17 protein-coding genes, 1 pseudogene and 1 riboswitch are annotated in these 22563 nt (G+C 62.5%); of the genes and pseudogenes, 6 read left to right on the top strand and 12 right to left on the bottom strand.

All coding sequences use genetic code 11. The annotated features are described in order from the left end of the window. Positions 1–58: 58 nt before the first annotated feature. The 4 genes from AC56LW_RS01225 to AC56LW_RS01240 all read right to left on the bottom strand — a co-directional run bounded on the left by AC56LW_RS01225 (position 59) and on the right by AC56LW_RS01240 (position 5220). Positions 59–817, bottom strand: coding sequence for an N-acyl amino acid synthase FeeM domain-containing protein (locus AC56LW_RS01225; protein WP_499630833.1), 759 nt, complete (start codon positions 815–817; stop codon positions 59–61). A gap of 179 nt (positions 818–996) precedes the next feature. Beyond that, the gene (locus AC56LW_RS01230; RefSeq protein WP_499630836.1) at positions 997–1830 is read right to left on the bottom strand and encodes a PhzF family phenazine biosynthesis protein; all 834 of its coding nucleotides are present in this window, start codon (positions 1828–1830) and stop codon (positions 997–999) included. 46 nt (positions 1831–1876) lie between these two features. Beyond that, positions 1877–3028, bottom strand: a complete 1152-nt coding sequence (locus AC56LW_RS01235) for an MFS transporter (RefSeq protein ID WP_499630839.1) — start codon at positions 3026–3028, stop codon at positions 1877–1879. A gap of 149 nt (positions 3029–3177) precedes the next feature. Continuing rightward, positions 3178–5220, bottom strand: a complete 2043-nt coding sequence (locus AC56LW_RS01240; RefSeq protein ID WP_499630842.1) for a glycoside hydrolase family 97 protein — start codon at positions 5218–5220, stop codon at positions 3178–3180. Between the two features lie 160 nt (positions 5221–5380). On the opposite strand from AC56LW_RS01240, the gene AC56LW_RS01245 reads away from it, so the two are divergent. Together AC56LW_RS01245 and AC56LW_RS01250 are read left to right on the top strand one after the other, a co-directional pair. Continuing rightward, a complete protein-coding gene (locus AC56LW_RS01245) occupies positions 5381–6043 on the top strand; it encodes a response regulator (protein ID WP_258834815.1) in 663 nt (220 codons plus the stop codon). After that, positions 6033–7409, top strand: coding sequence for an ATP-binding protein (locus AC56LW_RS01250; protein ID WP_499630845.1), 1377 nt, complete (start codon positions 6033–6035; stop codon positions 7407–7409). The genes AC56LW_RS01245 and AC56LW_RS01250 overlap by 11 nt, the downstream gene beginning before the upstream one ends. A 194-nt stretch (positions 7410–7603) precedes the next feature. Here AC56LW_RS01250 and AC56LW_RS01255 read toward each other — a convergent pair. The 4 genes and pseudogenes from AC56LW_RS01255 to AC56LW_RS01270 all read right to left on the bottom strand — a co-directional run. Beyond that, positions 7604–7970 (bottom strand): annotated as a pseudogene (locus AC56LW_RS01255) (transposase); the annotation flags it as partial. 444 nt (positions 7971–8414) lie between these two features. Beyond that, a complete protein-coding gene (locus tag AC56LW_RS01260) occupies positions 8415–9419 on the bottom strand; it encodes a CFI-box-CTERM domain-containing protein (protein ID WP_499630848.1) in 1005 nt (334 codons plus the stop codon). 563 nt (positions 9420–9982) lie between these two features. After that, positions 9983–10357, bottom strand: a complete 375-nt coding sequence (locus AC56LW_RS01265) for a tyrosine-type recombinase/integrase (RefSeq protein ID WP_499632842.1) — start codon at positions 10355–10357, stop codon at positions 9983–9985. 275 nt (positions 10358–10632) lie between these two features. Further along, positions 10633–11526 (bottom strand): alpha/beta fold hydrolase, encoded by an 894-nt coding sequence (locus tag AC56LW_RS01270; protein WP_499630851.1) that lies wholly within the window; start codon positions 11524–11526, stop codon positions 10633–10635. Between the two features lie 259 nt (positions 11527–11785). Here AC56LW_RS01270 and AC56LW_RS01275 point away from each other — a divergent pair, with 259 nt between their 5' ends. After that, positions 11786–14278 carry a TonB-dependent receptor plug domain-containing protein gene (locus AC56LW_RS01275; protein WP_332531104.1) on the top strand — a complete coding sequence of 831 codons (2493 nt, stop codon included), beginning with the start codon at positions 11786–11788 and terminating at the stop codon, positions 14276–14278. A 1-nt stretch (position 14279) separates the two neighbouring features. Here the strand turns inward: AC56LW_RS01275 and AC56LW_RS01280 are convergent, their stop codons facing one another. Next, the gene (locus AC56LW_RS01280) at positions 14280–15176 is read right to left on the bottom strand and encodes a LysR family transcriptional regulator (protein ID WP_499630855.1); all 897 of its coding nucleotides are present in this window, start codon (positions 15174–15176) and stop codon (positions 14280–14282) included. Between the two features lie 98 nt (positions 15177–15274). Here AC56LW_RS01280 and AC56LW_RS01285 point away from each other — a divergent pair, with 98 nt between their 5' ends. Further along, complete coding sequence (locus tag AC56LW_RS01285) at positions 15275–16480, top strand: MFS transporter (RefSeq protein ID WP_499630858.1); 1206 nt, start codon at positions 15275–15277, stop codon at positions 16478–16480. A 5-nt stretch (positions 16481–16485) separates the two neighbouring features. Here the strand turns inward: AC56LW_RS01285 and AC56LW_RS01290 are convergent, their stop codons facing one another. Both AC56LW_RS01290 and AC56LW_RS01295 read right to left on the bottom strand, forming a co-directional pair. After that, positions 16486–17199, bottom strand: coding sequence for a glutathione S-transferase (locus AC56LW_RS01290; protein WP_332531101.1), 714 nt, complete (start codon positions 17197–17199; stop codon positions 16486–16488). Positions 17200–17293: 94 nt separating this feature from the next. Continuing rightward, complete coding sequence (locus AC56LW_RS01295) at positions 17294–17602, bottom strand: hypothetical protein (protein WP_499630861.1); 309 nt, start codon at positions 17600–17602, stop codon at positions 17294–17296. A 306-nt stretch (positions 17603–17908) separates the two neighbouring features. Here AC56LW_RS01295 and AC56LW_RS01300 point away from each other — a divergent pair, with 306 nt between their 5' ends. Both AC56LW_RS01300 and AC56LW_RS01305 read left to right on the top strand, forming a co-directional pair. Further along, positions 17909–18682: a DUF535 family protein gene (locus AC56LW_RS01300; protein WP_499630865.1), complete on the top strand. Its 774-nt coding sequence runs from the start codon at positions 17909–17911 to the stop codon at positions 18680–18682. 55 nt (positions 18683–18737) lie between these two features. After that, positions 18738–18835: riboswitch (TPP riboswitch) on the top strand. A gap of 82 nt (positions 18836–18917) precedes the next feature. Next, positions 18918–21047, top strand: coding sequence for a TonB-dependent siderophore receptor (locus AC56LW_RS01305; protein ID WP_499630868.1), 2130 nt, complete (start codon positions 18918–18920; stop codon positions 21045–21047). 137 nt (positions 21048–21184) lie between these two features. Here the strand turns inward: AC56LW_RS01305 and AC56LW_RS01310 are convergent, their stop codons facing one another. Then, complete coding sequence (locus tag AC56LW_RS01310; RefSeq protein WP_499630871.1) at positions 21185–22492, bottom strand: DUF6630 family protein; 1308 nt, start codon at positions 22490–22492, stop codon at positions 21185–21187. Positions 22493–22563: the final 71 nt, after the last annotated feature.

A 22563-nucleotide genomic window follows, 5' to 3' on the forward strand; every position in this document is an offset into this window, starting at 1 on the left:
GTGCCGTCATGCCCTTCGTAGTTGAACAAACGTCGATCGCGCGCCGTGCAACAGGGTCTCAGGCGACGGCCAGTTCTTCCCGCGCCGGCCATGCCTGCACCGATGGGACGACGACCGGACCGATGTCGATATCCGGGTGCAGCGTGTTGAAGAAGAAGTCGAGCATCGGATGCCGCGCTTCGGTCCAGCGCTGCTGGAAGGTGGCGATCTCGAAGGCCATCACGCGGTGCGGGATATTGCCGACATGGCGCAGCGGCACCAGGCCATCTTCCGGGAACACGTCGACGAACAGCATCTGCTCGTACTGCCGGTCGACCGGCGGGCGGCCCGTCGCCACCGAGAAGTCGATCGCGTTGTCTTCGCAATACATGAAACACGCCTTGACCAATGCAATTTTTACCATGCGCCCCACCCGCCCTTCGTCGACGGCCAGCCGGGTTGCCTCGACCAGCCGCTTGCCCTGCAGCCAGTCAGGCAGCACCACCGATTCTTCGACACCCAGCGGCCGGTGCAGATTGGTGCGGATGCGGGTACTGCCGATCGCCGTGCCATCGAGCTTGGACTCGGCCAGCAGCACGATCGTGTCGGCATCGAAGTCAGCCGCTTCAGGCTGCGCGAGCGTGCGTGCGAAATCCGGCACGTGGCGCGCATAGGCGGCGTGCCGGATCCGCACGGCCTTCTGCAGGTCGGCCTGGGTCTGTACCCGGCGGATCGTGAACGGCAATCGTTCGGTCACGCTGCCGGCGGCCGGGGGACGCACGGAACGTGGTCGCGACAGCGTGGCTGGGTTGATGACGGCGGCGGTGAACTGCTCCATGGCGGGACTCCTGGGTTGATTGAGTGAAACAGAAATTAACTGGATTCAATTATCAATCCGCTTACGGAAAATCGATTTGCGGAGCAGGCGTACTTTTCACCTTCAGTTTGAATGAGCGGGAAACCGGGAAAAATGGCTGCGTCACGCACACCATGTGCGTTGCATAATGGCTGCCGCAATCACAGCATCCGCGCGCTGCCCGCCACACGGATCGGGCTGCCAATTACATTGGTAAATTCGGCAGTAATGAGCGAACGCATGCCCATGTCCTCGCCCTGCACGATCTCGATCCGGCCGCCATGCGGCCAGCCGAGATCGCGCAGATACCCGGCCAGCGCTGCCGTCGCGGCGCCCGTGGCCGGATCTTCGAGCACGCCACCGGACGCAAAAGCGTTGCGCGTATGAAACAGATTATCGTGCTCGGCCCAGGCCAGCACGACCGTCACCAGGCCGTGGCTGGCCATCAATGCCTGACCTGCGTCGAGGGCGTAATCCATCGCCGCCAGCGTAGCGCGGCTGGACAGTGCCAGGAACAGGTGATCAGCGCCGGCATGGATGCATGCGGGCGGCAGGCGGGGATCGAGGTCGGCGTGCCCGTAGCCGAACAGCGCGAGCGCAGCGTCGACAAGAGCGGCCGGCGCGGGCCGGCTGCGGGTGGGCGGCGACTGCAGGGCCGCCTGCAGCCGGGCACCATCCTGCCGGCCCTCGACGGTGATGGCGGCGGCGTTCAGGGTCAGCGCAAAGCGGCCAGCGCCATGTCGGCGTGCCAGCGCAGCGCCCAGGGCGATCGTCGCATGGCCACAGAACGGCACCTCGGAAGCAGGCGAAAAGTAGCGCACGCGCCACCCCTCGCCTTCGGGCGCGGCAAACGCGGTTTCAGAAAAACCGACGTCGCGCGCCATCGCGGCCATCTCGGCAGCCGGCGGCAAGGCCGCGCCGATCCAGACGCCGGCCGGATTCCCGCCCTCACCGTGGTCGTCGAAGGCGGCGAGAAGTTCAATATCCTGGCGCATGGATGCTTCCTCAGTGATTGGAAACACCCATCATAGCGCCGGGCCGCTAGCGCCGGGTATCGATGCGCGGCAGCAGCACGGCCAGGATGCCCAGCAGTGGCAGGAACGAGGCGATCTGGTACACCTGCGCGATGCCGTGCACGTCGGCGATGCTGCCCATTGCAGCCGCGCCCACGCCGCTGATGCCGAACATCAGGCCGAAGAAGATGCCCGAGATCAGGCCGACCTTGCCCGGCACCAGTTCCTGTGCGAACACGACAATGGCCGAGAATGCCGACGACATCACCAGGCCGATGATCACCGACAGCACGCCGGTCCAGAACAGGTCGGCGTACGGCAGCGCGATGGTGAACGGCGCCGCGCCCAGGATCGAGAACCAGATCACGCGCTTGCGCCCGATCTTGTCGCCGATCGGCCCGCCCGCGAACGTGCCGAGCGCCACCGATGCCAGGAACAGGAACAAGTACATTTGCGCGGTGCCCACCGGTAGCTTGAACTTCTCGATCAGGAAGAAGGTGTAATAGGTCTGCAGGCTCGCCATATAGATGTACTTGGAGAACACCAGAAGCGCCAGCACCACCAGCGCCTGGATCACCTTCTTGCGCGGCAACGCCGGACCGGCATGCAGCGCGGCCTTCTTGACCATGTTCATCAGGTGGTTGCTGTACCAGCGGCTCACGCCCACCAGCACCGCCACCGCAACGAGCACCAGCAACATGAACCAGGCGATCTCGGCCTGCCCGCGGCCGACGACGATCGCCGCCGCCAGCAACGGCCCCAGGGCCGAGCCGGCATTGCCGCCAACCTGGAACACCGACTGTGCAAACCCGAAGCGCCCGCCCGACGCCAGGCGCGCCACGCGCGAGGCTTCCGGGTGAAAGGTCGACGAGCCCACGCCGATCATGCCGGCAGCAACCAGCAGCATCGGATAGCTGTTCGCCCACGCGAGCAGGCCCACGCCGAACAGCGTCACGCACATCCCGGCCGGCAGCAGGAACGGGATCGGCCGCTTGTCGGTGTACAGGCCGATCCATGGCTGCAGCAGCGAGGCAGTGCACTGGAACGTCAGCGTGATCAGGCCGACCTGGGTGAAGGTCAGGTTGAATTCGTGCTTCAGGAGCGGGTAGATCGACGGCAGCACCGCCTGCACGCAATCGTTGAGCAGGTGGACGAAGGCAACCGAGAGAAGGATTTGCATGACCGCACCCGGGACGGCCGGGGTGGTAGCGGAGGTGGTGCTGGACGGCGAGGAAGATGTGGACATGGACGACGCGGGTGGACAGAACAGTCCGACAGGATATGCGAAAACCGGCGCCCGCGGGCGCCGGTTCTTTGACTAACGGTCGGTCAGCCGGCCGGCACCAGCCGGATCGCCTGCCCACCGCCCGGCGCCAGCACCATCTTGATGGTGTCGGTGCTCTTGACATTGCGCTTCTCGATCACCAAGTCGAAGCGCCGTTCGCTGCGGTAGTCGGCCTTGTCGCCATCGCGGTAGATTTCGGCCACATACGATTTGCCGGCATCGAGGAACGACAACGGCAGATCGAGCGTGCGCGCATTGCCATCGGTGACCGAGCCGACGTACCAGGCGCTCGAGTTGCGATCCTTGCGCGCGATGGTCGCGTATTCACCCACGGCGCCATGCAGCACACGCGTATCGTCCCAGTCGGTCGGCACGTCGCGGATGAACTTGAACGCGCCCGGATAGCGGTCGTAGTGCTCGATCAGATCGGCCGCCATCACCACCGGCGAATAGATCACGACGAAGTTGGCCAGCTGTTTGGCCTGGGTCGAGTTGAACGGCTTCTTGTCCTTGCCTTCCAGGCTCAGGATGCCCGGCGTATAGTCAAGCGGACCGCTGAGCATGCGGGTGAACACCAGATTGGCCTCATGCTCGACGCTGTTGACCGGATTGCCCCAGGCGTTGTATTCCACGCCGCGCGCGCCTTCACGCGAGATCCAGTTCGGATACGTGCGGCGCAGGCCCGTGTCCTTGACCGGCTCGTGCGTATTGATCGCGATCTTGTAGCGCGCCGCATCCTCGACCACCTTCTGGTAGTGGCGCACGCCCTCTTGCGAATCCGTATAGCCGAAGTGGACCTTGCCATTCTTGCCCATGAACTGGGCGGCGCCGCCATCGGTCACGTAGCCGGTCTTGATGCTGTCCACGCCGTTCTTTGCATACAGGCGCAGCGCCGCATCCAGCTGCTTCTCGTAGTGCGCGATATTGCCGCCGGTCTCGTGGTGACCGATCAGGTGCACTCCCTTCTGCTTGCCATACGCTGCCAGTGCCGGCAGGTCGAAGCGCGGGGTGGAACGGGTGAAGTCCATGTCCGCACCGTTGCCGGCCCAGTCGCTGTCCCAGCCCGGATTCCAGCCTTCGACCAGCACGCCACGGAAGCCGTTCTTCGCAGCGAAGTCGATGTAGCGCTTCGTGTACTCGGTCGTCGCGCCGAGCCGGTCGCCCGCGGCCCAGGTTTTGGTTTCGAGGTGCATGTCCCACCAGACGCCGACGTACTTCGATGGCTTGACCCACGAGACGTCGCCCAGTTTGTTCGGCTCGTTCAGGTTCAGCACGAGGTCGGACATGTACAGGCCCGCCGCATCGCCCGCGATCTGCATCGTGCGCCACGGCGTCGTGAAGCTGCCGGTGCGTACGACGGGCGCGCCATTGGCGGACGGGGTCAGGTGCGCGCGCAGGCGCTGGCCTTCGACCCGGCGCAGCCACATCGACGCGTAGTCGACCAGTGCGGCTTCGTGGAAGGCGATGTGCGTGCCGTTTTCCATGCGCACCGTCATCGGCGTGTTGGCCATGCCCACTTCGCGCAGTGGCGTCTTCTGGATCGGGTATTCAAGCGCCCAGACTTCACCGGCCTGCTGCCACCAGGCGGTAGCTGGCTGCGCCACCACGAATTCGGTCAGCTCGTCAGCGATGTGCACGGCGCGGTTATTGGCCTGCTTCGGGAATTCGTAGCGAAAGCCCACGCCATCGTCGAACACGCGAAACACGATGGCAAGGCGACGGCCATCCTTCTTCTGGTGGACGTCCACGCGCAGCTGGCTGTAATGATTGCGCACCGTGCGGCGCTCGCCCCACGGCTGCTCCCAGGTGCTGTCATGGGCCGTGACCAAATGGCGCTCCATCGCGAAGCCGGCATCGAGCGGCTTGTCGCTGGCCAGCACGAAGCCCAGGCGCGACGGGGCGATGACCGGCTGGCCATTGCGCTCGACCTGGTACGACAGGCGCCCGTCCGGGGCGACCTGCAACGACACCTTGAGCACTTTGCCGGGCGACTCGACGGTGGCCATCAGATCTTCGGCGGCGAACGCGCCGGTACTGATCACCATGCCCAGCGCTACGAGGCTCATCTTCAATAAACTGGTACGCATCCTTCGTCTCCTGTCTCGTCTTGTTTTCTATTGCATTTTCAACCTGAAAGCGGTCGCCCCGGATAGTCCGGCATCGGGGATGCGCGGTCAACGTATGGCTAAAGCGAATCTGAAGATTCGCTGCGACGCCCGAAGCGCAGCGCACTGCTACACTTCCGGCATGAAAATTCTGATGATCGAAGACGATCTGGCGATCGGCCAGGCACTCTTGTCGGTGTTCCAGGACGAAGGCCACACGGCAGTCTGGCTGCGCCTGGCCCAGGGCGCGGCCGCGCGCATGCGCAGCGAATCGTTCGACGCGGTGGTGCTCGACCTGGGCCTGCCCGATGGCGACGGCACCGACGTGCTGCGCGCGCTGCGCGATGAAGGCGTGCGCCTGCCGGTCCTGATCATCAGCGCGCGCGACAGCCTGCAGGACCGCCTGAAGGGGTTCGACCTGGGCGCCGACGATTACCTGATCAAGCCCTTCGAGATTCCCGAACTGCTGGTGCGCCTGCGCGCGATCGTGCGCCGCAGCCACGGTGCACTCGAAGAAAACCTGTGGGTGGCGGGCGACATCGAACTGGACGAAAACCGCATGCTCGTCACGCGCGCCGGCCAGAGCGTCACGCTGTCAAAAACCGAATTCGCGCTGCTGCTTACCTTGATGAAGCAGGCCAACCGCGTGCTCACGCGCGTCGAGCTCGAACGGCGCGCCCTGCCCTCCGGCGAAGGCCAGAGCCAGACGCTCGACGTGCACATATTCAACCTGCGCAAGAAAGTGGGCGAAGGCGTGATCCGCACCGTGCGCGGCGTCGGCTACATGGTGCAGCGTGACGTTTAGGCAGTCCTCGCTGTTCCGGCGCCTGATGTTCAGCTTTGCCGGCGTAATCGTCAGCGTCGCGATCATCGGCGTGCTGTGGATGTTCTACGAAGCCAAGGTCACGCAGCGCACGCGCACCTTCAGCGAAAACAAGGCGCACACGCTCAACATCCTGTCGCACCTGGTGGACTCCGGCGCGCGGCCCGAGCGCATGCTGCCAGCCCTCGCTGCGATCGAGGTGAACCGCGAGCGCATGTTCAAGGAGCTCGATTACCACTCGCGCGTGCGCGTGCGCGTCTGGCTCGATGGCCGCCTGCTTTACAACTCGATGCCGGAACTGCCGGACGTGCTGCCCGAGGTGGCCGCGCGCGGCGCCTACGGCTGGGTACGCTGGACAGCGCATGACGCGACCAACCGCATCGTCGTCGAGCGCCGTCACGAAGTCGACGACGAGTGGATGCTGACCATCTGGGGCGTGAGCTTTTTACTGTCGTCGACCTTCTTCAGCCTGCCGCTGCTGTTGATCCCGGCATGGCTGATCGTCGGCATTGGCCTGCGGCCGCTGCGCTCGATCGCGTCGAGCATCGCCCAGCGCACGGATGCCGACCTGACGCCGCTGCCCGACTCGAAGTACAAGGAACTCTCGCCGCTGGTGGTGGCGATCAACGGCCTGATGCATCGCCTCTCCCAACGCATCGAGCACGAACACGAGTTCCTGACCGACGCCGCGCACGAACTCAAGACGCCACTGGCGGCCATCCAGATCAACGCCCACGTCTTGATGAGCCGCGCCGGCGCCGAGATGGCCGAGCGCTGCGCCGAGCCGGCGGCCGGCCTGCGCAGCGGCGTCGCGCGCGCCACGCACACGGTGCACCAATTGCTGGCGCTCGAACGCGCACGGGCCGAACCGCAGGTGGCGCAGGCGTGTCCGCTGACGAACGTGGCCGATTTCGTTCGTGAGCGCGTGGCAACGGCAGCGCACCTGGCGGTGCAACGCAATATCGAGATCGAATTCGACGCTGCCCCGGACGCCGGCGGCATGCTGCCGCTGCATCTGGAAAGCATGGCGTCGGCGGTCGATAACCTGATCAGCAACGCAATCAAGTATTCACCGACGGATGGCCGCATCACTGTTTACCTGACGCGTGCTGCTCATGGCTACCGGCTGGCGATCTGCGACGGGGGGCCGGGGATTGCGCCGGATTTGCGCGACAAGGTATTCGAGCGGTTCTACCGGGTGCCGGGGCAGGAGCAGCTGGGTTCTGGCTTGGGGCTGGCGATTGCTGAACGGGGTGCGGCGAGAAATGGCGGCACGATTTCGCTGGAGGCAGGCGAGCATGGTCGCGGCGTGTGCGCGACCATCACGTTCACTGGCGCCGTCGGCTAGCTTTTCTTGGTGGTAAGAGATTCTTGAGCGCCGCGGTCAATCGCTTACACCGCCAAGCGCCGTTTCCGTGACGCCGTTGTTACCACATTCGATCGAATAGCCAACTTCTGAATAAACTCGTAGGACATCCCAATTTCACTAGCGACCGTGGCTCAGTTGTATACCTTGATCGGTTCCTTCTGCTCTCGCACGTTGTTTTCCGCGTCCAGCTTGGCTTTGTTTCGGTAGCAGGTCTGGCTGATTCCGGACGCCTGGCAAGCCAAGCTGATTGTGGCTCACCGTTGGGCAACGGCCACTGCGCCATCTCCGGCCGCTGAAATGGCGCCACCATTTTTTTGTGAGGGCCTCGGTGACAATTTCAGCCTTGAGACGCTCCTCTGCATACATCTTCTTGAGGCGATGGCTTTCCTCCTCCAGCTCCTTCATGCGTGCCATCGGTGACGCTTCCATACCACCGAACTTGGTGCGCCACTTGTAGAACGTGGCATTGCTGATGCCATGTTCTCGACATAGCTCCTGTACCGGGTTGCAGGCTTCGGCCTGCTTGAGGATGGTAATGATCTGGCTGTCAGTAAAGCAGGGACGTCTTCATGTAGAACTTTCTCTTTCTTAAGTAGAAAATTCTACTTCTGAACGTGCTCTTTTTGCAGGGGAGTATCCATTCATATTTGTGTCCCCGGTCATAACCAAAGCACCCGTTTCAACATCAGATACGGCCCAATCCGTCCCGTCCAGAGCTCGGCTCCAATAAGCGTCGAACTCGTGCCCTTTAAACGGCGACTCGGTACGCTCTGCATGAATGGTCTAGGTCTTTCCGTTTTCGTCAACAACATTCTAGAGATAAATATCGGCCATGTGTTTTTCCCTATTCTTCATCAAGCAATGAAGGTGCCACCAAAACCAAAGGGTTTCTGTTGACATCCGGTGACGTCACCGAGGCCCTAAAGCATGCTGCTGCCTTACCTATGCGACGTTTCAACGCTTCGAATTCGGACAATACGTTTGTCAACGTCGAATACTGCTCAGAATAACGCGGGCAACGGCAGCAGCTGGGGCCACTAGAATGGCGTAGGCTACAGCCCTCGCGAGTTTTCTATGTCGGATGTAATCAGCGGCAGCTGGAGCCCGGCGATAATAGAACGAAATGAAACCACGTCCCAAGCTCCGCTTGTTCAGCCAACGATCGCGGAATTGGCGAAGTGTCTCCACCGTCGGGTGATCTTCGCTTCCCATGGCCGCGGCGACCACAAAGCACGCAGATGCCGGCTTTTTAGCTACCGGATTCGGTATTACAAAGTCCGGGTTAAGCTCCGCTAGACGGTTCGCCGCAGACAGCATTTGGTCACGAATCTCTTGCTCAAACTGAGGAACAAGAAAATTTGCTTTGGGAACTTGGTCAAAACCAACATATTGCACACCTTCAATTAACTGCGAACATAAGGTAACAATATTCTCAAGCGTATTTTTATCATCAGGTCTCCAAGCCCGTACGGTTTCTAAAGCCTGAAGCAGTTGCGTCACACGGCCGATATGGTCGGCCCATTGCCCGTCAACGGCGGCGAACTGGTGAGCCTGATCTACAGACATGCCGTAAATAGTCGCCACCAGCCCATTTGTTTCAGCTACACATGTGTCGATCACATGATCACGCTGCTGGACTGGTGTGTTGGCGATCGCATGATTGAACGCCACAACACTTTCGTTAATTCGCAAATATGCCAATGTTGACTGAAAGCCCGCGGCGCGCCCTTTGCCGATCCATGCTTCGGCCAGGTTAGGATTCATTTCAAGTACCCGGTTGTAATACGCTACCGCTTCGTCAACGTTATTAGACGATTCAGCCGTACGTGCCATACCCAGTAGGTTCTCGAGAGCCGGGCCCATTGATACTTGCGTCAAGCCCTGAATGGTAACAGTCTGGCCACAGTACATGCAGTGCGCAGCAATTAAATCTGCAGGTACCTGTTGATTCTTCCCACATGAAGAATATGTTACGGTTCTGGTAGTCATTGATTTATCCTTGGTTTGTACATGGGTGCAGCGGTGTGCGTAGCACAAATGCGCATCGCTGACGGGATTTGATCGTGCGACAACACGAGTTTCGTATTTGCAATATTATAAGCTAACGCTTAATAAGTCGATAAGCATTGATGGAATAAAACATGACAACCATAACAATGCCCTGCAGTTGTTGTCTTTTGGGTGTGTTTTTTTGACTTGGCTAGCTAGTGAACTGTGGCGAACATCTTTTCGAGCTTTTTCTGCGACACTTGCAGGTACGGACAAACCTGATCAAGCTCGGCGTGCCAAAGCAGCAACTGGACTGTTTCGACTTATTCGCCCTATTGGATCAACCGTGATCTCATCGTACGGCGGCCGCTGTGTGACGAGCCGCCCCGTATGCAGCGTCGCGGTACAGCTTTGTGATGTGAGACTGCAGGCTTTCGCAAGCAAGGTAGTCGACAGGCTCGCCGGCCCAGATCACGCGGCGCTTGGTATTGAGGTGGAACTTGCCCCCGCTGTGCGTAAGGATGAGTTTGCTCGCCTTCTCTAAGGCCCGGTAGCGGCCTAGCTCACTCGTCGTGCGTAGACGGCGCGCCATTCGGATATTCCAGGTATCGATTAAGCACCTCGATGGCCTTTACGTGGATGAGGTAGATGCAACGCTGTCGGCCCCCTTTCGTGATCGCTACGCGAAGGCTGATTTCGTCCCGACGCGCGCCGGGCCGGAACAGCACGTCTTGAACTTCGATCTGCGCAAGCTCGGTTACGCGCATGCCGGCTGTCAAGCCGAGCAGTAGGACCAAACAGTCTCGCCTCCTCTGCCTGCTCGTGGCCGATGTGACACGAAGAAGGTGTCGGATTTGCCCAGGCTGGAGCGAAGTGGTTTGGAGCCATGTGAAGCTCTGAATAAAGTGGATTGGAGATAAATTCAGAGGGAGAACTATTCAGGCTGTTTTTCGAGCATTCCACGGCCTGTTTACTGCGGTCCTCGGAAAAGCCCCTATCTACTGAATACACTGAGGAGCGTACTGTATAAGCTTTGGTTTCTAGCCAAGTTGACAGCAAATATTCTTTCCGCCGTGCCATCGCAATTGAGTATTACTGGGGCGATCGCTCAAGTTCGTCCTGTAAACCGATAAGCCATTCCGCCCCACAGTTGATGCGGGTTACTATTGCATAAATATCGGCCATTGTCGCCTTATGCTATTAGTTTTCCGATTCAGCCTTGCACCAGAAACGGCAACACCCGTTCCAGCAGCATATCCGGCGCTTCCTCGGCAATGTAGTGCCCGCACGGCAGCGCCCCGCCCTGCACATCAGCCGCCACCCGTTGCCACTCCGCGAGCGGATCAAAGCAGCGTCCGACCACGCCCTGCTCGCCCCACAGCACCATCAGCGGCAGCGCCAAACGGCGTCCGGCATCGCGGTCCACCCGATCGTGCTCGAGGTCGATCGTCGCCGCAGCGCGGTAGTCTTCGCAGATGCCATGCGCGGCGCCCGGCAATGCCAGGCAGCGCTGGTATTCGGCCAGCGCGCGTGGATCGAAAGGCGCCAGGCCCGCGCTGCGCTTGCCCATCACATCGCGCACGTACGCAGCCGGGTCGGCCTCGATCAGGCGCTCGGGCAGCGGCGCCGGCTGGATCAGGAAGAACCAGTGCCAGTAGGCGCGCGCAAAGGTGTCCGACGTCTGCTCGTACATCGCCAGCGTGGGCGCGATGTCCAGCAGCGCCATCCGCTCGACGGCCTGCGGATGGTCCTGCGCCATCCGGTGCGCCACGCGCGCGCCGCGATCGTGGGCCAGCACGCGGAAGGTGGCAAATCCCAGTGACTGCATCACCGCCACCATGTCGGCCGCCATCGCGCGCTTGCTGTAGTTGGCATGGTCCGGCGCGCCCTGCGGTCTGGACGAATCGCCGTAGCCGCGCAGGTCGCAGGCCACGACCGTGAAGTGCTCGGCCAGGCGCGGTGCGACGCGGTGCCAGATGGCGTGCGTTTGCGGGTGGCCGTGCAGCAGCAGGAGCGGCGGGCCGGAACCACCGACGATGGCGTTGATGGTGACGGTCGGGTTGACCTCGACTTGCAGGGCGCGGAAATTCGGGAACAGGGCTGTCATCGTCTCTGGTGGTTGGTTTCTGGTTGGCGGAACCTGCCGCGCTATCGAATATACACGGGGCCGGCATGAAAAAAAAAGACCGGTCCGCGCGTGCGCCTTTGCCCTTACACGAACCTGACATTCGGCAACTGTTGTAATTACGTCATTCGCGATTAGCACGAATTGACACCATGGCAAGCGCTGAGCAGTATGGAATGGAGGTCCCGGCCTCGCCCTTCCCAGTGGAACACCCGCGTTCGAATATCAAAGGATCAGCATCATGCAGAGAGCCAAGACCGAAAAGACAGCAGTTGCCCTTGCCATTGCCGCGCTGTGCGCAGGCTTTGCCCACGCCCAGGAGGCGCCGCAAGCCGAAACCACCGCAGCGTCTGCGACCGTGGTCGTCACCGGTACACGGGTGGCCAACCGCACCGTGCTCGATACCACCGCACCTGTCGACGTGATCTCGGCCGAGACCCTCAAGAACTCGGGCAGTACCGAACTGACCCAGGCACTGTCGATGGCCCTGCCTTCGCTGAACTTCCCGCGCCCGGCGCTGACCGACGGCACCGACACCATCCGCCCTGCCACGCTGCGCGGCATGTCGCCTGACCAGACCCTGGTACTGGTGAATTCCAAGCGCCGCCATGCGTCGTCGCTGGTGAACGTCAACGGCTCGATTGGCCGCGGTTCGGCAGCGGTCGACCTGAACACCATCCCCACCGCCATCGTCAAATCGGTCGAGGTGCTGCGTGACGGCGCCGCGGCCCAGTATGGCTCGGACGCGATCTCGGGCGTCGTCAACATGCGCCTGCGCACCGACCGCACGGGCGGTGAGGCGACCGTCAACTACGGCGCCAACAAGACCGAATACGATCTGTACAACGCAGCGCCACCGGCCGGCGGCACCTGGACCGCGCCGGCCTCGCGCAAGCGCACCGATGGCCAGACCGCCACGGTCAGCATCTGGAAAGGCCTGGCGCTGGGCGAGACTGGGTACCTGACGATCGCCGGCGAATTCCGCGACCAGAACCGCACCGAGCGTGCCGGCTACGACATGCGCCAGCAGTACGCGCTGGTCAACGGCGCGTTCGATCCGCGCGAGAACACGATCAACCGTTTCAATGCGTGGACGGGTGAGCCCGACATGAAGCAGTCCACGCTGTTTGCCAATGCGGGCAACGACATGGGCGGCGGCGTCAAGGTGTACGGCTGGGCGAGCTACCAGGACCGCGATGCCACGTCGGCCGGCTATGCCCGCATCCCGCAGGATGCGCGCAACATCCAGTCGATCTACCCGGACGGCTTCCTGCCATTGATTTCGCCCACCGTGAAAGACTTCTCGGCCACCGGCGGCGTGACCTGGGTTGCCGGCGCATGGGACATGGACGCCTCGCTCGGCTACGGCAAGAACAAGATGGAATACACCATCGAGAACACGCTGAACCGCTCCCTCGGGCCGACCAGCAAGACGGCGTTCTACGCAGGCGGCTATTCGTACGACCAGGCGGTGCTGAACCTGACCGGTGTGCGCAGCGTCGAGATGGCGTCGTTCTCGTCGCCGCTGAACGTGGCCGTGGGTATCGAAGCGCGCCGCGAAGGCTATGAGCTGTTTGCCGGCGAAGAGCAGTCGTACAGCTTTGGCGGCGCGCTGCTGCCGAACGGTACGCCGACGGCGCCGGGCGCCCAGGTGTTCCCGGGCTTCCGGCCATCGAACGAAGTCGATGCGCACCGTAACGCGATTGGCGCCTTCATCGACCTCGAAGCGAATGTCACGCCCGAGCTGCTGGCATCGGTGGCCGTGCGCGGCGAGCGCTATTCGGACTTCGGCAACAGCCTGGCCGGCAAGCTCGCGCTGCGCTACGACTTCAACCCGAACTTCGCCGTGCGCGGCGCGATCCAGAACGGCTTCCGCGCGCCCTCGCCGCAGCAGCAGAACTTCACCGCGACCTCGACCAACTTCATCAACGGCGTGCCGTTCGAAATCACCACGTTCCGCCCGGACGATCCGGTCGCCGTCGCGCTGGGCGCCAAGCCGCTCGACGCCGAGAAATCGATCAATGCGTCGCTCGGCGCCGTGATGCGGTTCGGCGCCGTGAGTCTGACGGTCGACGCCTACCGCATCGACATCGACGACCGCATCATCCTGTCCGAAAACCTGACGCAGACGAACGTTCGCAACTACATCGCCAGCCAGGGCTTCATCGGCGTGGGCGGCGGGCGCTTCTTCATCAACGGCGTCGACACCACCACCAAGGGCGTCGACATCGTGCTGAGCATGCCGTACAACGCCGGCGATGCGGGCAAGCTGGACTTTACGCTGGCCGCCAACTTCACCGATACCAAGGTGACCAAGACGCCGACGACCGAGCAGCTCTCGAACCTGAGCCCGGCGCCGGTGCTGTTCGATCGCCTCAACGTGCTGTCGCTTGAAAAAGGCCAACCGAAGAACAAGGTCAGCGCCAACGTGAACTGGAAGCTGGGCCAGTGGGGCGCGACGCTGCGCGCCACGCGCTACGGCGAAGTGCTCTCGCCAGGCACCACGGCGGCATTCGACTTCGAGATGGGCGCCAGGACCACGGTCGACCTGGAAGGCCGCATGGCGGTCACGCCGAAGCTGACCCTGGCGCTGGGCGCGGACAACGTGTTCGACCAGTATCCAGAGACGCTGCCGCCGTCGCTCAACACCACCGGCAACACGCCATTCTCGACGTATGCGCCGTTCGGTCGGTCGGGCCGCTATATCTACGGCCGCGCCACCTACGCGTTCTGACCTAGCGTTCCAGCACCTCGCCCAGCCTGTGGGCGAGGAAGTCCACCAGCGCCGCCACCCGCGGCGCCAATGCACCCTGCTTGTAGAACACGGCCCACACGGGCTGTGTCCACGGCAGGGTGTGTTGTTCCAGCACCGGCACCAGCCGCCCCGCCGCGACATCCGCGCGCGTCAGAAAATCCGACAGCGATGCAATCCCCGCGCCATGCAGCGCCAGCTGCCGCAGCGTCTCGCCGCTCGACGCCACCACCTGCGGCGTGATCGTCCAGCCTTCGCCGCCACCATGACGCAGCGGCCAGGTATTCAACAACGCCGGCGCCGTGAAGCCCAGCGTGCGATGCCTCGCCAGCGCCGCAGTGTCAGGCGGGGCGCCATGGCGCTCGAGATAGGCAGGTGAGGCCAGCACGCGCAGCCGCGCCGCGCCCAGGCGGCGCGCATTGAGCGTCGAATCGGGAAGCGCGCCGATGCGGATTGCCAGGTCGGCCCGCTCTTCGATCAGGTCGACATAGGTTTCGCCGCTGACCAGTTCCAGCGCGATCAGCGGATACGCATCCAGAAACTCGGTGACCAGCGGCGCGAGCAGGTGGCCCAGCGCCGGCGTGGCGGCATTCACGCGCACCAGGCCCGCCGGCTGTGAGCGGCGCGCCGCCGCTTCGGCCTCGGTGTTGGCCAGGTCGGCCAGGATCGTCCGCGCCCGGCCCAGCAGCCAGGCGCCCTCCTCGGTCAGTTGCAGGCGCCGCGTCGTGCGCTGGATCAGCGTCATGCCCAGGCTGCCCTCAAGGCGCGAGATCGTGCGCGAGACGCCCGACGGCGTCTGTCCCAGACGCTCGGCAGCGCGCGAAAAAGAGCCCGCATCCATGACTGCCGAAAACACAATCAGCGCATCCACGTCGATCATTGATGACTCCGAATCAAAAGTCCATTGTAGCCGGACCTGTTTTTTCGGGCTGGCAAAGGCGGCACACTGCACGCCTGCCATCTCTGAGAAAGAACACCATGCCACTCGCACTATGGGCACTCGCATTGAGCGCTTTCGCCATCGGGACGACTGAATTCGTCATCGTCGGCCTGATCCCCACCATCGCCGCCAGCCTGCAGGTGTCGGTACCCTCGGCGGGCCTTCTGGTCAGCCTGTACGCGCTGGGCGTGGCCATCGGCGCGCCCCTGCTCACGGCCATGACGGGCCGCGTGCCGCGCAAGCAACTGCTGCTTGGCCTGATGGTGCTGTTTACGATCGGGAATCTGGTGGCCTGGATGGCGCCGGACTACACGGCGCTGATGGCCGCGCGCGTGCTCACAGGCCTCGCGCACGGCGTGTTCTTCTCGATCGGCTCGACCATCGCCACGAGCCTGGTGCCGAAGGAAAAAGCGGCTAGTGCGATCGCGCTGATGTTCACCGGCCTGACCGTGGCACTGGTCACCGGCGTGCCGCTCGGGACCTTCATCGGCCAGCACTTCGGCTGGCAGGCGACGTTCCTCGCGGTGTCGCTGCTGGGCGTGATTGCCGTTATCGGCAGCGCCATCCTGGTGCCTTCCGATATTGCCGGCAGCAAGCCGGCGCCGCTGTTGACGCAACTGGCGGTGCTGAGGAAGCCGCGCCTGCTCCTGGTATATGCGATCACGACGCTCGGCTACGGCGGCAGCTTCATCGCCTTCACCTACCTGGCGCCGATCCTGCAGCAAGTGTCCGGCTTCGCCGCGTCGACCGTCAGCCTCGTGATGCTGGTGTATGGGGTCTCGGTCGCAGCCGGGAATATCTGGGGCGGCAAGCTGGCCGATCGCCTCGGGCCGGTGCGCGCACTGCAGATCGTGTTTGCGCTGCTGGCGCTGGTGCTGTTCGTGCTGGCCTTCACGGCGCCCAGCAAACCGCTGGTGTTGATGACGGTCCTGGCCTGGGGCGCAGTCGCTTTCGGCAACGTGCCGGGCCTGCAGGTGTATGTGGTGCGGCGCGCCGAACGCGATGCGCCGCAGGCGGTCGATGTGGCATCCGGCTTGAACATCGCTGCCTTCAATGTCGGCATCGCGCTGGGCGCATGGGGCGGTGGCCTGATTGTCGCGCACCTCGGCCTGATGGCCACGCCGTGGATCGGTGCGCTGGTGGTCGTGGGCGCACTGCTGCTCACGACACTGGCCGGCTGGCTCGATCGCCGCGACGGCGTGCCTGCAAAAGGCATGACCACCGCGACGGTCGCGTTGCACTGACCTGCTTACGCGTCCAGCTCGGGATAGCGACGGAAGATGCCGTCCTGGTTGAACGGGATGCGGCGCGGCGATGCCAGGTAGGCCGCAATCCTTGGCCGCGCCGCTACCCGGTCGCGCAGGCCGGTGAGCTCGGGATGCTCCTGCTCGACCTTCTTCATCGCGTTGGGGAATGCATAGCGCAAGCCCTCGATGACCTGGAACAGCGACAGGTCGGCATAGCTCACGCGCTCGCCCAGCAGGTAGTCGCGTGGCTCGGGATTGGCCAGCAGTCGCGCAAAATAGGCCATGAACTTGGGGATGCGCGTCTCGACGAAATCGGCCGCGCGGCGCTTGGCTTCGGGCTTCTGGTCTTCGTAGTACAGCATCGAGGCGATCGGGTGATGCGTGTCGTGCGCCTCGGTGACCAGGTCGGCGATCGTCAGTTGCAGCTGGTGGACCCAGAGCCGGCCAGGTTCTGTGCGTGGCGCCAGGCCATGCTGTTCACCCAGGTACAGCAGAATGTTGGCCACCTGGCCGATGGTCTGTTCACCGGCTTTCAGGAACGGCGGGGCAAAGGAAGGATGGTCGCCGACTTCGAGCGCGGACATCAGCAGATCGACACCGCCATCGCGGCGCGCCACGTCGACGTAATCGGCGCCCGCTTCTTCCAGCGCCAGTCGTACGAATTCGCCGCGGCCCTGGATCGACGGCCAGTAAAACAGTTCGTAGGGTTGCACCATGATTGCTTTTCCTGTTGATGGAGAAAAGTCATGGTAGACCGATCCGGAAGGCCGGGAAGCACGGTACGCCGGCCGTGCGCACCTTCCCTGTCTTTCAGGCGACGGCGCACCACCGTTTGGCGATCGTTGGCGGCAGGTTGAAATGCTTCGCCGTTTCTGCAATCGAGGCCTTGTTTTCTTTCTTCCACGCCGAAACCTGGCTGGCGTTCGGCCTTTGCGGAATGCCCGTGCTGTCCTTGTCCTTGCCCCTGGCCGTCTTGGCGGTCGCAGTGCGCGATGCCTGGCCGACGACGCGACTGGACGCCGTGCGGTGCATGCTGCGGGACTGCGTGTCATTCACAGATTCGTTCCCGGTCACAGGGCCCTGCGCGAGGGCGCCTTCCGGCGGCTGGTTGTGCGTCATGGATGTTCTTTCGTGCTGATAAATAAGTGCCGCCATTATGACCTGCTCCCGATAGCAAGCGGGCATTCGCGGCGGTCAACGTAACCCGACAGGCGTGGCGCGCCACAGACATGGACCGATTGTGGCTATTGAGCAACGCCCTTTCGGGCACTGAACCCCGTCAGCAGGGCCACTGCCCCGAATCGTGTTGGTTCCTGACGAATCATTACACTTTATCCAAGCACACGTTGGCAATCGGGAACATAATTGCACTGAGGAACTAGTTTAATAAAGTTCGCCCGTCACTTTCTGTCCAATGGAGCGCCCATGATCATCGCGCGATTGACCCAACGCTGGCACGCCCTGCGCCACTGGCGCGCGCACCAGTCCCTCGATTCCCACGGGCGCTTCGAGGAGACGACCTTCAACCGGACGTACCGGGATGCGGTACATGGCAGCGCCGGCCTGATCTTGTGGCAGCACGATAGCGAGCATGGGTGCTTTGCGCTGCAACTGCGCACGGCGCAGCGCGACGATTCGCAGAATGGGTTGACCTTGACGCTGCTCGCCAATGACGCGGTGCTGCATCGCCTGTCTTGGACCTGGACCGACGGCGCGCAACTCGCGCTTCCAGTGGCGAGCGTGCCGCTGGTGACCCACAACGCGGGCCTGTGGCGCAATGCCGGTCCGGCCTTCGATGCATTCGAGCGCGCCTTCCCGAATAACTCGCCCAGCTTCTTCGCGTTCGCCGCCCTGCAGGGCGCGGCGCAAGCGCTGGGCATCGACCGCGTGCTCGCGCTGCGCGCCACCGCGCACCCTGCGTACCGGGCAGACCAGCACGCGACCTTCGAGAGCGGCTACGATGGCTTCTGGCGGATTCTCGGCGGCGCCGAACACGATGCGCGCCACTATCAGATCACGCTGCCGTTCTACCTCAAGCCACTGGCCGACATGCCATCGAAGCACCGCAAGCGCGCCGCCCAGCGCCGCGAACAATGGCGCGCGATTGCCGAAGCCGCCCACAGCGCGCTGCTGCGCTGCATGGCGTCGGTCCCCACGACTGCCGCCGCGACCAGAGCGCCCACTACCGCACAAGCCTGAAGCTTCACGACGCTTGCCAGATTCACCACGGCCGTCAAGCGCCGTGCTACACTCGCGCCTTCGCTAGGGGTCCTGGAACGTTGTTCCGGGTGAGACATACCCTTCGTACCTGATCTGGATAATGCCAGCGAAGGAAAGCGCAAAGCAGCCCTCCCGTTCGTTTGCCCTTCCCCCACGTTGGCTCCGGCTTGAATTTAAGCGGCGCGCCCTCGTGGCGCGCAAACACGAGCACACCATGACCTTCACTCTGAAGCACCCTGTTCTTGCCTGCGCCATCGTGCAGGCCTTCGTTGTTACGCCTGCCGCAGTTGCGCAGGACGCCATTCCCTCGGTCGTCGTCACCAGCAGCAAATGGATCGCGCTCGACCGCGCCAGCGTCGGCGGTTTCGCCGAAACGCAGCTGCTCGACGCGCCGGCGTCGATTACCTCGATCGGCCAGGGCCAGATGCAGGATCTGTCGATCCGCAGCGTCAGCGATGCGAGCCGCTACGACGCGTCGATCGGCGACGCCTACAACGCCATCGGCTACGCCGAACAGTTTTCGGTGCGCGGCTTCACGCTCGACAACGCGACCAGCTATCGCAAGGACATGATCGCGATCTCGGGCGACACGCAGATCCCGCTCGAGAACAAGGAGCGCATCGAAGTCCTGCGCGGCCTGGCCGGCCTGCAGGCCGGCGTCGCGGCGCCCGGCGGCATGCTCAACTTCGTCACCAAGCGCCCGACCAATGCGCCGCTGCGCTCGGCCACCGTCGAAGTGCGCGAACGCGGCACCGTGTACGGCGCGGTCGACCTGGGCGGACGCTTCGCCGACCGCCGCTTTGGCTACCGCTTCAATGCGGCCGCCGAAGACCTGAAATCGTATGTGCGCGGCGCCGACGGCAAGCGCCAGTTCATTTCGGCCGCCTTCGACTGGCAGATGTCGCCGGATGCGCTGTTCCAGATCGATGTCGACCATCAGCACAAGGAGCAGGTCACCGCCCCCGGCTACCAACTGCTGCGCAACGAAGTCCTGCCCACCGGGATCTCGGCGAAAACGCTGCTCAACGACCAGCCATGGACACGCCCCGTCGACACCGACAGCAGCAACCTTGGATTGCGCTTCGAGTACCGCATCAGCGACACCTGGACCGCGACGGTCAACGCCAACAAGCACTGGTTCAAGCGCGACGACTTCACCGCCTTCCCGTACGGCTGCAGCAACGAGGGCAACGGCTACTATCCGGGCTACTGCTCGAACGGCGACTATGACGTGTATGACTTCCAGAGCACCGGCGAGCGCAAGACGCCATGGGGTGCGCAAGCGATGCTGCAGGGCCGCTTCGACACGGGCGCCGTACGCCACGCGCTGACGATCGGCAGCGCTTACGCCGAACGTCACGACAGCTTCGGCGAATACGTCTACGACTACGTCGGCTCGAGCAATATCTGGCAGAACCAGATCGTGCCGCCGGTGGACAGCAGCCGCGTCACCGGCCCGGTGATGGAACGCCGCGCGACCGAAGAACGTTCGCTGTTCGTGCAGGACATCCTGACCCTGTCACCGGCCTGGACGCTGCACGCCGGCGTGCGCTACGTCCAGCTCAAGCTCGACGCGCTGGAAGAAATCGACCAGGCGCGCGTGAAATCGAAAGACTCGTTCGCGCTGCCGAACGTGGCGCTCGTGTATGCACCGGCGCCGGACTGGCGCGTGTACGGCTCGATCAGCCACGGTCTGCAATACGGCGGCATCGCACCGATGGAGACAGTCAACCAGAACACGGTGCTCTCTCCAAGCCGCTCGAAGCAATTCGAATTTGGCGTCAAGCGCAATGTGAACGAGCAGCTGGCATTGTCGGGCGCCGTGTTTGAAATCACCCAGGGCCTCGAGTACACGAATGCCGCCAACGTCTTCGTGCGCGCGGGCGAGCAGACGCACCGCGGCGTCGAGCTGTCGGCCCAGGGCCGCGCCCTGCCCGGCCTGAACTACAACCTGTCGCTGATGGCGCTCGATACCGACCAGAAGGACACGGGCGACGCCAGCACCGAAGGCAAGCGCGTGACCAATGTACCGGAGCTGCGCACATCTGCGTGGATCGAGTACGAAGTGCCGCAGGTGGCGGGGCTCAAGCTGGACGCGCAGTGGCAGTATTCGGGCAACAAGGTGTTCGATCCGGCCAATCGCGTTAAGGTCCCTGGGTATCACGTGGCCGGGTTTGGCGCGTCGTACCTGCTGCGCGCGGGTGGTCTGAACACGATCATCCGGGCGCGGATGGACAATGCGTTCGACAAATTCTACTGGCGCGACGTGACGCAGTCGCTGGGTGGGTATTTGCTGCCAGGGGCGCCGAGGACGTTCAGGGTGTCGGCGCAGATTGATTTTTGATTTGAGCCGGTAGTGAACTACAGTTATTGGTGTGACTGTAGTTCCTACCAGTTGCCGACGGGTCTGCACTGTCGCACATCAGGATGCGGTCGCGACGTGGATTCTTGAACTATCCAACATGTACGTTCTTTTCGTGGTTAGTTGTTGTAGACGGCGTCAGGTTCACGCGCGCGTATTTTCAAGCTATTGCTCAGTTCAATGAATTCGGTGTGGTACTCGGCCTTGACCACGACGGCATGCCAGGCGTCATCGTCGTTGTCGAGATCGACCAGGCGGTAACCTCTCGGCTGCAGCCAATCTGCAAACGCCAGCAAGCCCGCCCTGCAACGAGCCGGGCCGAATGGTGGACCTGGCGGTCCGTCGAAATCACCCAGTGCGCGTTGCTCGGCAATTCGCCCTGCCTGGAGCAGCGTCGTGGCGTCATCCTTCACGTCAGACTGAATCGCCTGGCTCGATGCGGCCAATGCCGCCATCAATTCGTCGATATCCTCAACCTTGCGCGGTTTGCCGATCGTTTCCAGCACAGATTCAGTGGCATCCATATCGCCGTCGCAAACCAGTTCCACCCATCGTGCAAAGGTCTTGCGTTTCGACCTGGACAGGTCCGCCCTCTTCGGAAGGGGCGGCGTGACAATCGGCACGCCAGCGCCAGCCCCATGCGGGCGCCAGGCATCGCGGTTGTGGCGAATCTTCGTGCGGTAATGTTCGACCAAGTCGCGCGGATAATATGGATGATCGTTGAAGGCACTGTCGTCGATGTCGTAGGCACATACCGCCAAAGCGACTTCAAACGCAAAATCACAGAACAGATTGTCACCGCCGTACACCGGCTTGAGGTTGGGCTTCCATCCCCAAGGGCGCATAATCCGGCACCAGTTCTTCATGTGCGTGGCGAGTGCCTGGGCACGCTCACCGGCAGGCAATGCGAGCGAGCGCTGGATCGGGTCCATCCATACCGCAGAATATTTATCAATTCTGTATTTGCTGGCCAGCGAATAGTTCGGGATGAATGCTTTAAAAAGGATATCAGTCAGATAAGCACGTCGCTGCAAGTCGATGTCAATTATTTTATGCAATAGCTCAGGATATTCCGGCGCCTCTACAAGCAGCAATGCCAAACCAGCAAACGAGATGTTGCCCCGCCAGGTGCCATCAATGGGATACACCTGATTCATTCCTTCTTCCGCGTTCGTTCGCAAAAATTCTGCGTCGCCTATCAATAAACTCGTATGCGACCGGACTGTCGACTGAATCTCGTCAAGGCGATCACCTCTTCCATAGCGGTGTAACACCATCTTTTGGGACAAGCCCATCTGCTCGTAGCTATACCAGATCTGCCGCTCCAATGTGAGCGTGGCGAACTTTTCTTTGCGCCACCCCATATGGCGATCGTAATGTTCGAAAAATTCCGCGTAACTCGTCATATTACCTGTAGGATCACGCATTCAAGTTTCCTTTATATTCCCTGTTTGGGATCACAAGGATCCCCTGCCCCCTTAATTGGCCTTCTCCTTGT

Source organism: Telluria sp. LT2P80, assembly GCF_059685955.1.

What these genes read in the sequence shown, in the direction of transcription:
- AC56LW_RS01225 (WP_499630833.1), bottom strand. Translation starts at nt 817, where the DNA reads ATGGAGCAGTTCACCGCCGCCGTCATCAACCCAGCCACGCTGTCGCGA.
- AC56LW_RS01230 (WP_499630836.1), bottom strand. Translation starts at nt 1,830, where the DNA reads ATGCGCCAGGATATTGAACTTCTCGCCGCCTTCGACGACCACGGTGAG.
- AC56LW_RS01235 (WP_499630839.1), bottom strand. Translation starts at nt 3,028, where the DNA reads ATGCAAATCCTTCTCTCGGTTGCCTTCGTCCACCTGCTCAACGATTGC.
- AC56LW_RS01240 (WP_499630842.1), bottom strand. Translation starts at nt 5,220, where the DNA reads ATGCGTACCAGTTTATTGAAGATGAGCCTCGTAGCGCTGGGCATGGTG.
- AC56LW_RS01245 (WP_258834815.1), top strand. Translation starts at nt 5,381, where the DNA reads ATGAAAATTCTGATGATCGAAGACGATCTGGCGATCGGCCAGGCACTC.
- AC56LW_RS01260 (WP_499630848.1), bottom strand. Translation starts at nt 9,419, where the DNA reads ATGACTACCAGAACCGTAACATATTCTTCATGTGGGAAGAATCAACAG.
- AC56LW_RS01270 (WP_499630851.1), bottom strand. Translation starts at nt 11,526, where the DNA reads ATGACAGCCCTGTTCCCGAATTTCCGCGCCCTGCAAGTCGAGGTCAAC.
- AC56LW_RS01275 (WP_332531104.1), top strand. Translation starts at nt 11,786, where the DNA reads ATGCAGAGAGCCAAGACCGAAAAGACAGCAGTTGCCCTTGCCATTGCC.
- AC56LW_RS01280 (WP_499630855.1), bottom strand. Translation starts at nt 15,176, where the DNA reads ATGATCGACGTGGATGCGCTGATTGTGTTTTCGGCAGTCATGGATGCG.
- AC56LW_RS01285 (WP_499630858.1), top strand. Translation starts at nt 15,275, where the DNA reads ATGCCACTCGCACTATGGGCACTCGCATTGAGCGCTTTCGCCATCGGG.
- AC56LW_RS01290 (WP_332531101.1), bottom strand. Translation starts at nt 17,199, where the DNA reads ATGGTGCAACCCTACGAACTGTTTTACTGGCCGTCGATCCAGGGCCGC.
- AC56LW_RS01295 (WP_499630861.1), bottom strand. Translation starts at nt 17,602, where the DNA reads ATGACGCACAACCAGCCGCCGGAAGGCGCCCTCGCGCAGGGCCCTGTG.
- AC56LW_RS01300 (WP_499630865.1), top strand. Translation starts at nt 17,909, where the DNA reads ATGATCATCGCGCGATTGACCCAACGCTGGCACGCCCTGCGCCACTGG.
- AC56LW_RS01305 (WP_499630868.1), top strand. Translation starts at nt 18,918, where the DNA reads ATGACCTTCACTCTGAAGCACCCTGTTCTTGCCTGCGCCATCGTGCAG.
- AC56LW_RS01310 (WP_499630871.1), bottom strand. Translation starts at nt 22,492, where the DNA reads ATGCGTGATCCTACAGGTAATATGACGAGTTACGCGGAATTTTTCGAA.